Source organism: Cupriavidus sp. USMAA2-4 (genome assembly GCF_001854305.1).
Taxonomy (GTDB): domain Bacteria; phylum Pseudomonadota; class Gammaproteobacteria; order Burkholderiales; family Burkholderiaceae; genus Cupriavidus; species Cupriavidus malaysiensis.
Genome location: NZ_CP017748.1, coordinates 486,055 through 495,973, shown reverse-complemented (window position 1 = coordinate 495,973; position 9,919 = coordinate 486,055). Strand labels below are relative to the sequence as shown.

The window sequence follows — 9,919 nt, the reverse complement described above, 5'->3', positions numbered from 1 at the left end:
CCGAGGCGACCGCCGCGCGCCCGGGCGCGGGCCGCCGGCGCGCGGCGCCGCTGCAATGGCGCAGGCCGTGGTGGGCGTGGCAAGCCTTGTCCTGGGGGGTGGCGACGCTGGGGGCGCCCACCTTCCTGACCATCGGCCTGCTGCTGGCGCGCGATGCGCGCAGCGATCATCCGTTCTTCTGGCCATCGCTGCTGGGCATCGTGGCACTGTCCAATGCGGTGGCCATCCTGCGCGTCAACCAGTCGCACCGGCGCGCCGCCTTCGCGCGGCGCTCCGTGCTGGCGCTGTGCTACCTGCGCGCCGGCATGGCCGCGGGGTGCGCCATGTTCGTGGTGCTGGGCTGGAGCACCGGCGCGCTGCAGGAGATGGTGGCGACACTGGCCGAGATGCTCGATGCCTCCGCGCCCGCCATCGCCATCGTCATGGGCACATGGAGCCTGGCCTTGGCACTGGCACTGGCCTTCGGCCTGGCCTCGTTCGCGCATGCGGGGGCGCTGCACGCGTGGATCGCCTTCCGGCGGGGCGCGCCCGGTCCTCGTCCCGGCGCTTGATGGGGGCTCGAAGACACGGCAATTTGTTTGCGGGTTCCCTTTTCCACAATCGCCTTTTTCTGTGCGGTCTTGAAGGGTCGGGGCGCGGGCTCAATTCAAATGTCGGCACGAGCGTGCGCTTTGCGCGGGGTTGGTGTCTTTTGCCAGGTCGCCGTGGCGCGGTGGTGCTGGCCGGAGATGGCCAAGACCCGGGCAAGGTGGGGCGGTGGCCTCGCGGTAGGCCAAGTTCAACTGTCCGCATGCCGTCGGTGGCCCGCGGTCGCGTGATCAGAGAATCTTTTTCATCGACGGTGCAGGGTGCAGCGCGAAATCCCGACTCTCATAGAACGAAACGGCTTCTGGTCTCGCGTCGAGAAACACCGCACTCATGTCGCGTGCGCGTGCGTCAGCTTCGGCGTAATCCATCAGGGCGTGCCCTGCGCCGCTTCCTCGCGCTTCCGCCACGACGACTAAATCATCGACGTGCAGATACGCCCCGCGTGCCAACGTGTGGACCGGCCGCATGCCCAAGACGCCGATAAGTTCGCCGCCTCTGAACGCTCCGACCAGCTCGTAGCCGGAATACGATTGCCTGAGGGTTCGCCTGAGAAACTCAGCCTCGTCCAGCTTGCGCAACTGAGAGATAACAGGGAAGGCTTGCGGCCATTCGACTGGCAAAAGCCGTCGAATGGATATAGCGGCGCGGAGACTCGCATTCATGGATCAGTCGAGTTTGAATAGACGCGTAATTCTTACACATAACCGACCATTTTCGCTCCCGTCAAATGTCCGGTATCGAGTGGCGCGAGAGGGCGCTGTGGGTCGGTAGCCGCCCTTCGGCGTCGGGCGGGCCCGGCATCCGCTATCGTGCAGCCAGCGGCCAATCAGGGCCGGGGCGTGCCCTTGATTGCCCGCTCCGGGTCCAGCCGGTTGATCCGCCGCTGACTCACCAGGCGGTCCTGCAGCGTGCCGTTCATCCGTTCGACGCGACCCTTGGCGTGACTGGAGTTGGCACAGAAGATGTCGACATTCAGCTCGCACAATGCGCGCCCGAACTGCGCGGTGGAAGTGTGTCTTTGAAGAGGGCAAACGCATCCTGCAAGAGCCTGTTGAAGCGACTGGCGTCACGTCGCGGTTCCGCCTGCTGACCACCGGGAACCAGTGGCTGCGAGTCAGCTGCTCACAGGTCTGCGCCATACAGACTGTGTATGGTGCGATCTGGATTGCTACGCTGCGAACATTAGCGTAGACCGCCGCTGCATTTTGCACTGCAGCGCTTTTCCGGGAGTTCAGCTTGAAAGGAAAAGGATTCGCACTGGTCACGTTCGACCAATTCACCGAGATGAGATGACCATGTCCGACATCGACGCCCACCCGTTGTCCGGGTGGTGGAAGATCCTATCTTTTCAGGTCGAGTTCGAGGATACAGGCGAGCGCGCGGACACATACGGTGTCGAACCACTCGGCCATATGGTCATCGAACGCGACCGGATGATGTCGATACTCACATCCAGAGAGCGCCCGAATAGCGATCCGGCGGCCCTTTTCGAGACGATGATTGCTTATTCTGGTTTCTGTCGTGTCGAGGATGAGGACAAACTCATCATCAAGGTCGACACGGCTTGGCATCCAGCCTGGATTGGCACCGAGCAGGTTCGGTTCTTCAAAGTCGATCGCGGCGTCCTGGCGATGACAACTGCGTGGCAGATCCATCCATCGTTCCCGGGGCGAACGGCTCGCGGTGTGCTGATGGCACAGAGAAGCCATGTCTAGCGCAGGCTCGCGCTCTACCCAAACCATGGAGAGATTGGTTGATGATCAATGCCCATAAAGCTTATGCGATACCCATGCCATCCGACAGCATCCTGGCGCCGCTTTATCGGGGCGCGGACTTGCTGGATGCGTATGCGGTTCAGTTGCCGGCGGGAGCCAGCGATGATCTCGAAGTGTTGGCGCGCGCTGGATTCGAGCGGCAGGCGTGGTGGATTCGTGCGCTGACGCGGGTACGGGACACGATTATGGCGACAGTCGGCGTCAAATCGTCTCGTGCGGTCGGCGTTGCGGCGGCGGCGCGAGGGCCGGTGATCGGTTTCTTTCCGCTGCGGTCGAAGAGTGCAGGGGAGCTGGTGATGGGCGAGGACGATCGCCATCTCGACTTCCGGCTCGCGGTCCAGCTGCGCGCGGATGCGGCAGGCGGCAGGGAACTCGTCCTGGTGACCGTAGTGCATTGCCATAACTGGCTGGGACGGACGTACCTCGCGGTAATCACACCGTTCCACCGTGTCATCGCGCGGGCTAGTCTGGAACAGGCGGCAAGGAAGCAAACTACGGCACGGGCGTGCCCTTGATCGCCCGCTCCCAGGTGCAGCCGGTTGATCAGCCGCGAGCGCTTCACGTACCCCGGCGGGTGCTGCGGCCGCGGCGGCTCGCCCTGCAGCGTGCGCGCGCCCGAACTGCGTGTAGCCGCAGCCTTCGGCATTGGCCTTGGCGCTGACCCGGAACACGCTGAACTGATCCGAATAGAACGCCTGCGGCTTGCCGTGCCGCTCGAGGTGGGCCCGGGTGGCGATGAAATAGGCGGGATTCGTAAGGATGCGTTCGTTGACGCCAGTGCACTGCCGACCTTTCCGAGAAGCAGCGACGAACCGGCCATCTTGCAGGCGCGCGATGCCTTGTGCCGTGCCATGGCGACCGAGGTAGCTGTCTGCCCTGGCCCAGGGCATATCCGCCTGGAGGTTGATGCAAATCAAATCGCCTCGTCTCCGCAGGGAATGAGCACTAGATCATGAGATTTCCTCAGTCACAAATAGAAATCCTCTTTTACTATTGGCCAGGGATCAAAGGAGGGTCGCATCCCTTTGGCGCCGAACTCCTGCTTACCAACCGTGAGAGGCTGAACAGGTGTTCCCGTGCCATACGATGTTTGACTGTTTGAGCGCTGGAAGGCCTCATCGGGCCGCCAGCGCTGGTGATAAAGATCACGGAAGGCGGCAGCCGGATGGTGGTACCTGCCGAACAGATAGGTAATGTGCAGGCTGGCGAGATCCGAGGGATGCACCGATCAAAACCGCTACCGTCGCAGAACGATGCTGTGCGCAACGAGACCACAGGCTGTTGCGGCAGCCGCCCCTTCCGCCCCTAGGAGATAGATGATGTGTTTCGCCTGCGTAAATCTCTCATTGGTCCCGCTGTTGAACGTCGACCCCGATAGCGAAGCCGAACTCGATGGGCAACCGTTGCAGTTGTCACGGCGTCGCGCCATTGCGTTTGGACTAAGTGCTGTCGCTGGCACTCTCCTTGGCGTACCGTACCGCGCCAATGCAGCCGACCAGAGTCAAAACGATACGATAACTATCTTCCGCAACGGCAAGATCTATACGGTCGAACAATCGCAACCATGGGCTGAAGCGGTAGTCGTCAAAGGCGAGCACATTGTTTATGTTGGCGACAACCAGGGCGCGACGCAGTTTTCCGGAACGACAGCGACTGTTATCGATCTTGAAGGTCGCATGATGTTGCCTGGGTTCATCGAGTCTCACAGTCATTTGTCGACATTGGGTTTTGCTGCAGGGGTCTGGGTCAACCACGAAGACCCTGAAGAAATATATGCGGCAATACGCGAGTATGCAAAAAGCCATCCGGATCAGCAACTTATATCTGGCTTTGGCTGGATGGCCTCAAATTTTCCCGCCACAGGCCCGAAGAAGGAAGCACTTGATGCCATCGTGGCCGACCGCCCAGTCCTTTTAATCAGCAATGACCTGCATAATTATTGGGCAAATTCAAAATTTCTCGAAATGGCCGGAATTACCAAGGACACGCCACGTGATGTCGTACCTGGCCAGTCATGGTATGAGAAAGATGACAGAACCGGCGAACCAACTGGCTTTATAAGCGAGGTCCCGGCCCTATTTTCCGCACTAGGAAAACTAAAGCGAGAGCATGGTATTGATTTCCTCCCCACCGAAAGTGTGGCCAGTGCCATCGAGGACTGGCAGCTTCGGCTGGCCAGTGCAGGAATTACCACCGTTTTTGATGCTGGATTCGTCCTCTGGCCAGATAGTCAACATATCGGATACGAAATCTTCCAGAGTATCGAGCGACGGGGAAAACTGCGCCACCGGGTCATCGGTTCGTACTATCACAACAATCCGGATGTCGATCCATTCCCTATCCTGAGGAAACATCGCCAGCGCTATCAAAGTAAGCTTGTGCAGGCCAGCGTGTTAAAGCTACTGGCAGATGGGACAGAACTAACGCGTACCGCTTACTATCTACAACCTTATGCCAATCAACCGGACTGGCGGGGAGAGCCGATATTTCCACAGGCGACCTTAGATCGCCTGATTCGAGAAGCCGATGCCGAGGGAATCGACACGCACATCCATTGCACCGGCGACGCTGCAGTGCGGATGTCGCTGGACGCAATCGAAGCCGCGCAGAATACGCGTACTGGTAAAGGCTCGCGTCATACGATCTGCCATGCTTTCCTCACCGATCCCGCAGATATTCCACGCTTTAAGAAGCTCGGCGTCGTCGCTAACACTCAGATTCAGTGGGGTGTCTACGACCCCTACCAACTAAAGGTGCGCGATATTCTAGGCGAAGATCGCTGGCATCGCATGTATTCTTTTAAGTCATTCTTCAAGGCTGGTGCCACGGTTTCACTCGGCACCGATGCCTTGGCGACAGGCTACAAGGTGGTCTACAAGCCTCTTGAAGTCATCCAATCTGGCATGACTCGGCAAACAGTAGGTCGAGAAGATGGTCCATTTCTACCGCCAGCCACAGAGCGATTGAGCTTGGCTGAATTGATTCATGGCTATACCATCAATGGTGCTTATCAATTGCGACGAGAGCACGAATTGGGTTCGATCAAAGCGGGAAAGCTGGCGGATCTTATTGTGCTGGAGCGCAATCTTTTTGAGGTCTCCACCCAGGAGGTCAGTAAGGTTAAGATCCAATTAACCATGATGAATGGAGGGATTACACACCGTGACGGCGTCTGATCGGGTGGTCTGGAGGCTGGCCATGCGCTACAGAGGGCATGATGCGATCGGCTACTACCACGCCTCCGATATGTGGGGCGGTTTCAAGTGCGAAGTGCAACACCCCTCAGTTATTGAACAGGAAGCCGTCCGTGGGATTGACCAGAACCTGCGCGAGGACTTGTAGCGGGGAGTGCCAGTTCAGGGTTTTGCGCGGCCGGCGTTGGGCCGAAGTCGGTGTAGTGCTCCCGAATGAAGTCGAGCGCCGCAGCCTCTCGCTTCACCGGCAGTCGATTGTTGCTGGGCCGCCCGCGTCGGCGAGAAACCAATCCCGACGCGCCTTCCTGCCGGTAGCGATCCAGCAACCGCCGGAATTGCCGACCTGTGATCTCTAACCGCTCAGCGGCCACACTGGGCCGCAATTCGCCGTCTACGACCGCCTGGACGGTCTTGAGCCTGTCTAACTCGCGCATGCTTACCGCAATGACCTCAGATCTAGCCATCGCTTGGCGTCTCCATCGCATCTAACCGGGCAGGCTGGATACCATGAACGACAGGCTAGGCGGACATTTCTACTTAGCCAGATCCGGACATTACAACTTAGCCGTAACAGTTAGTGTCCAGGCGGTTCTCAGGTGTCGTGTGGCTGGCTACATTCAAATGTCGGCACGGGCGTGCGGTTTGTGCGGGCTTGGCGGGCTTGGCGGGCTTTGGCTGGGTTGCTGTGGGGCGGTGGGGCGGTGGGGCGGTGGGGCGGTGAGGCTGGCCTGACGCGACGGAGACCCGCGCCGGGTGGGGGGGTGGCCGCGCGGTGGGCTCAGTTCAACTGACCGCGTGCTGGCGGGGGGGGGCTGCGGGGCCGCGCGCTCAAGCCGGCGCTTCGAACCGGCCAGGGCGGTCAGCTGCGCTTCTTACCGGTCGGTGACAACCGTCCATGCCCGTCGTCGATCCTCGAACGCTGAGCTGATGGCCGAGATCAACCGTTAGCCGTCATTTAACGCCATGCCCCGGCTTCGCGTCACCTCGGGTTGAGCGGTGTCGCGCTATGGCGTTGGTCTGAATGTACTGTCTAGGTACCGACGAGGCGAAAGCCATAATCGACTGGGGGGTCCCAAGATCCCAAGCCAACCGTTCCCGCCGCAGCCCCAGTGAAACGCTCGAAAAGCTCGGAAGCATTCGCATGGAGACAAGGACCATCCGCTAGTCTAAACTTCGGACCCAGTTCTTGCGAAAATTTCAGAGTACGATCGCCGCAGGCAGCCGAAAGGGATGCAATTCTTCCCATCACTGCGATACATGCGAAATCGACTTCATCGTCATCCGCACAGATAGACAGGACCGCTTGATCTAGACCAGCTGAAAGAAGTTCTGCCAAATTTATGTAAGCGCGTTTTATACCATTGGCGGAGCCTCCAGCGCGCACCAGCTCATATGCATCGGTGAGCATGCGCAGATGATCGCCGAGGTCTAGCGACAGGTCGGTCACAGGAATGGCTTTGGTAAATGGATAGGCAGGCGGCTTGAATAAGGCGAACAGGTCAATGCCGTAGATGTTGGCCGTTTCGTTGTAGTAGATAGAGAAGCCAATGGAAGCGGGCAGTATAGTGCGAAGGACTGCATCATCTGGCCGCTGCTTAGTGATATGAGCACATATCAAATATCCCATTAAACGCTCCTTGGCGCCTTCCACAGGTCGGTGGCCACGAGGGGCCGACGACGTAGTATATCCGGTGCTCGCTGTGACCGCGATGGCACTGGCAGACTAGTCGCCATGAAGCCACCTGGATGACCAATCGCAGGAGCCGCGATTGCCCGCTTTGGGTTGGAATCGGAAACTGCAGTTGCGGCGAGCACGGCGACCGGCGAACGTCCGCATTCGGCCAATAGCGGTCGCTCCCGATGTCCGCATGCATAATGGGTAGCATCACAACGCAAGATCTATGGCGACGACGAGCGTGTGAGAAGCGGATTTTTCATATTGCGCCGACGATACCCCATTGGTGTCGTATCCCCAGGGCATTCGCTGTCGCATCGGCGCAAAGCCGGTGAGACGCATCCGAGGAGGGCCCCTTGTCGCGCGGGATGTCCGATCGCCCTATTTTGAAATACCCCTATGGTCGGCCAGAGACGGCTGCAGGTTCGCAGCGGGGATCCGGCCGCGGCCAGCCAAGAGGGGACATTCGGCCAAAGTTGCCCGGGAACGCGTGCCGTTCTAAGCTGTATCGAACCGGCAGCCATAACTTGCAGCCTGACATAGGAAGAAATGAAAAAATGCGGCGATTCTCGGCTACAGGCCAAGCCATCTGCTGGACTCGGATTGCCGCAGCGACGGCATTGGCCTGCTTTGCCAGGCACAGCGCAGCCGGAGATCCGAAAGCCGCGTGCCATTATTTCCGAGACCAGATTGCACGGTTCGAAAGGCAGCACCCGACCGAACACATCGCTAGGCGCGACAGCATCAACCTGTGTTTCGAACGCTTCCAACGCTGCTCCACGGGTGACATCGTTGCCGAACGATTTTGGGAGACGGCTCGGCCACGGGCGGCAGCAGAATCGATTAAGGGTGCACTGATGCAGTATATGGAGTTCGCCGGACGCGTAACGCGCATTTCCGTTACCGGGCATGCGGAGCCTATAGTGAGAGTCTCAGGATATGCCGGTGCCGCGAACTGCATCAGGGATGTCTACTTAGAGCGTGATGGGAAGGGTTATCAAATCGTACGCAATCAGTCTCTCGACAGGCTGTCGCAGGAGGCCTCCTATTGTAACGGTGATTACCTTTTTTACCGCAACTGGCGCGGCAATACGTACGCAATACTGTCGGAATTCTCCGCGCGTGACAGTTCGCTCACGGTCTTTCGGATGACCGCCAAGCTAGAGTTGGAGAGCGTATGCTCGGTGCGGTGGTCGGAATGACCCCTGTGGGTCGATACCCGCCATCTCATCGAGATGGCCTGGGGTCCGCTATCGGGACGCGACCGGCTTACCAGGGCAGGGGCGCCCTTGATCGCCGCGCCCGATGACGTCAAGAGCAGATCGCCTCGTCGCCGCCTTTAGCCAGGCAGCGACGGGGTGGGCGTGCAATGTTGTTGTAAGCAGTGCGGGAACCGTCGCTCAGGACGTGGCCTCTGGCACATTGGTGCCCATGCCTTCGGGTAGCAGCGGCACGATCTCGGCCATTTCGTCCGCGTCTAGGCGAAAGTCTGCCGCCCCAAGGAGCCCATTGATCTGCGCTGGTCGGCGCGCGCCAACGATGGCGCCGGTCACTGCCGATTGCCGCAATACCCATGCGATGGCGACGGCCGCGGGCGTCAGCCCGTGGCGCTCCCCGATCCGGCGGAAGGCTTCGACCAGCGCGAGATTCTTCGTCAGACGCGGCTCCTGGAAGTCCGGGCTGCGGGTCTTGCGCCATCCGGCATCTCCGGGAGGCACTTTTTCCAACGGCATCGCGAAACGATGAGTCTTCCGGGCATCGTCGAGGTCGATCCAGCGAGCTGGCCCGGTCACCGGCCGTTGGTGGAGATTGCATCTGCATCAGCAATCGTGGCCCTTGTCCAGCTGAACGTTGTGGAATTTCACACCGCCAATGCAGCGGCGGGGAATTTCGACAAGCCGGATCGCCTTGTCTTCGATCTCGATCCAGGCGAAGGCTTGCCATGGCGATCCATGATCGAAGGCGCGATATTGGTGAAGACGCTCCTGGATGAACTGGGCCTGGCCAGCTTCGTGAAGACAAGTGGGGGAAAGGGATTGCATCTCGTGGTGCCGCTGCTGGCGCGTCACTCGTCGGAAGAGGTCAAGGCGTTCGCTACCGCGGTCGCGCACCATATCGCCCGGACCATTCCAGAACGATTTGTCGCGACGAGCGGGCCGCGCAACCGAGTGGGGAAAATCTATATCGACTATCTGCGCAACAGCCACAGCGCTACGACCGTCGCGGCTTTCTCCGCTCGGGCACGGCCAGGACTCGGCGTGTCGATGCCCATTGCTTGGGAGGAGTTGCCCGAAGTGAAATCGGGTGCGTTCTGGACCGTGGCTACGGCGCCGGCGAGGATCGAGGAGGTCGGGAGGGCAGACCCGTGGGCGGCGTACGCGCGCGCACGGCGAAGCCTCGGAGCGGCAAGCCGGCGTCTTGGTAGGTGACGACGGCTCACCTGATCATTCGATCGGCGGAGTACCGCCGCCGGCGCGGCTGCCTACCCGAGGTGAGCGCGGGGCAATGGTCCTGCGAGGCCGGGCACCCTCAGCCTGGCCCCGGCATACGCCTGGAAGAATGTAATGCAGTGAATTAAGTCATATTTATCTCTGGAGTTAATCAAGAAGCCCAACTTTGGGAGGGTGGATTACTCGCAAGCGCCACATTTACCCTGCAAATCGTTAGCTAATCGTAAGAGTTAGCCA

Annotated in this window: 10 protein-coding genes and 2 pseudogenes; 6 read left to right on the top strand and 6 right to left on the bottom strand. The window is 59.9% G+C overall.

The annotated features are described in order from the left end of the window. Window positions 1-86: 86 nt before the first annotated feature. Window positions 87-551 (top strand): hypothetical protein, encoded by a 465-nt coding sequence (locus BKK79_RS02250; protein WP_157128372.1) that lies wholly within the window; start codon window positions 87-89, stop codon window positions 549-551. A gap of 267 nt (window positions 552-818) precedes the next feature. Here BKK79_RS02250 and BKK79_RS02245 read toward each other — a convergent pair whose 3' ends face one another. Continuing rightward, window positions 819-1,250 carry a GNAT family N-acetyltransferase gene (locus tag BKK79_RS02245; protein ID WP_071012651.1) on the bottom strand — a complete coding sequence of 144 codons (432 nt, stop codon included), beginning with the start codon at window positions 1,248-1,250 and terminating at the stop codon, window positions 819-821. 212 nt (window positions 1,251-1,462) lie between these two features. Beyond that, a pseudogene (locus BKK79_RS40165) lies at window positions 1,463-1,588 on the bottom strand (ISNCY-like element ISCARN63 family transposase); the annotation flags it as partial. A 295-nt stretch (window positions 1,589-1,883) separates the two neighbouring features. Between BKK79_RS40165 and BKK79_RS02240 the strand changes: the two are divergent. Genes BKK79_RS02240 through BKK79_RS40160 form a run of 3 tightly spaced genes read left to right on the top strand, consistent with a single transcriptional unit; the run spans window position 1,884 to window position 3,319 of the window. After that, a complete protein-coding gene (locus BKK79_RS02240; protein WP_198173307.1) occupies window positions 1,884-2,303 on the top strand; it encodes a lipocalin-like domain-containing protein in 420 nt (139 codons plus the stop codon). Window positions 2,304-2,344: 41 nt separating this feature from the next. Next, a complete protein-coding gene (locus tag BKK79_RS02235; RefSeq protein ID WP_071036987.1) occupies window positions 2,345-2,878 on the top strand; it encodes a DUF2867 domain-containing protein in 534 nt (177 codons plus the stop codon). 24 nt (window positions 2,879-2,902) lie between these two features. Next, a complete protein-coding gene (locus tag BKK79_RS40160) occupies window positions 2,903-3,319 on the top strand; it encodes a hypothetical protein (RefSeq protein ID WP_157128370.1) in 417 nt (138 codons plus the stop codon). A gap of 11 nt (window positions 3,320-3,330) precedes the next feature. On the opposite strand, the gene BKK79_RS40155 is transcribed toward BKK79_RS40160, so the two are convergent. After that, window positions 3,331-3,588 (bottom strand): hypothetical protein, encoded by a 258-nt coding sequence (locus BKK79_RS40155; RefSeq protein ID WP_157128368.1) that lies wholly within the window; start codon window positions 3,586-3,588, stop codon window positions 3,331-3,333. A 91-nt stretch (window positions 3,589-3,679) separates the two neighbouring features. Between BKK79_RS40155 and BKK79_RS38750 the strand changes: the two genes are divergently transcribed. After that, on the top strand, window positions 3,680-5,539 hold the full coding sequence (locus tag BKK79_RS38750; protein WP_084084430.1) for an amidohydrolase: 1,860 nt from the start codon (window positions 3,680-3,682) through the stop codon (window positions 5,537-5,539). A gap of 275 nt (window positions 5,540-5,814) precedes the next feature. Here the strand turns inward: BKK79_RS38750 and BKK79_RS42255 are convergent. From BKK79_RS42255 to BKK79_RS41435, 3 genes and pseudogenes are all read right to left on the bottom strand, one after another. Beyond that, window positions 5,815-5,991 (bottom strand): annotated as a pseudogene (locus BKK79_RS42255) (helix-turn-helix domain-containing protein); the annotation flags it as partial. Window positions 5,992-6,587: 596 nt separating this feature from the next. Continuing rightward, window positions 6,588-7,208, bottom strand: a complete 621-nt coding sequence (locus BKK79_RS40150; RefSeq protein ID WP_157128366.1) for a hypothetical protein — start codon at window positions 7,206-7,208, stop codon at window positions 6,588-6,590. A 1,424-nt stretch (window positions 7,209-8,632) separates the two neighbouring features. Next, window positions 8,633-8,950 carry an aldo/keto reductase gene (locus BKK79_RS41435; RefSeq protein ID WP_335582916.1) on the bottom strand — a complete coding sequence of 106 codons (318 nt, stop codon included), beginning with the start codon at window positions 8,948-8,950 and terminating at the stop codon, window positions 8,633-8,635. Window positions 8,951-8,974: 24 nt separating this feature from the next. Here BKK79_RS41435 and ligD point away from each other — a divergent pair, with 24 nt between their 5' ends. Next, window positions 8,975-9,661: a non-homologous end-joining DNA ligase LigD gene (ligD, locus tag BKK79_RS38740; protein WP_335582910.1), complete on the top strand. Its 687-nt coding sequence runs from the start codon at window positions 8,975-8,977 to the stop codon at window positions 9,659-9,661. Window positions 9,662-9,919 lie beyond the last annotated feature (258 nt).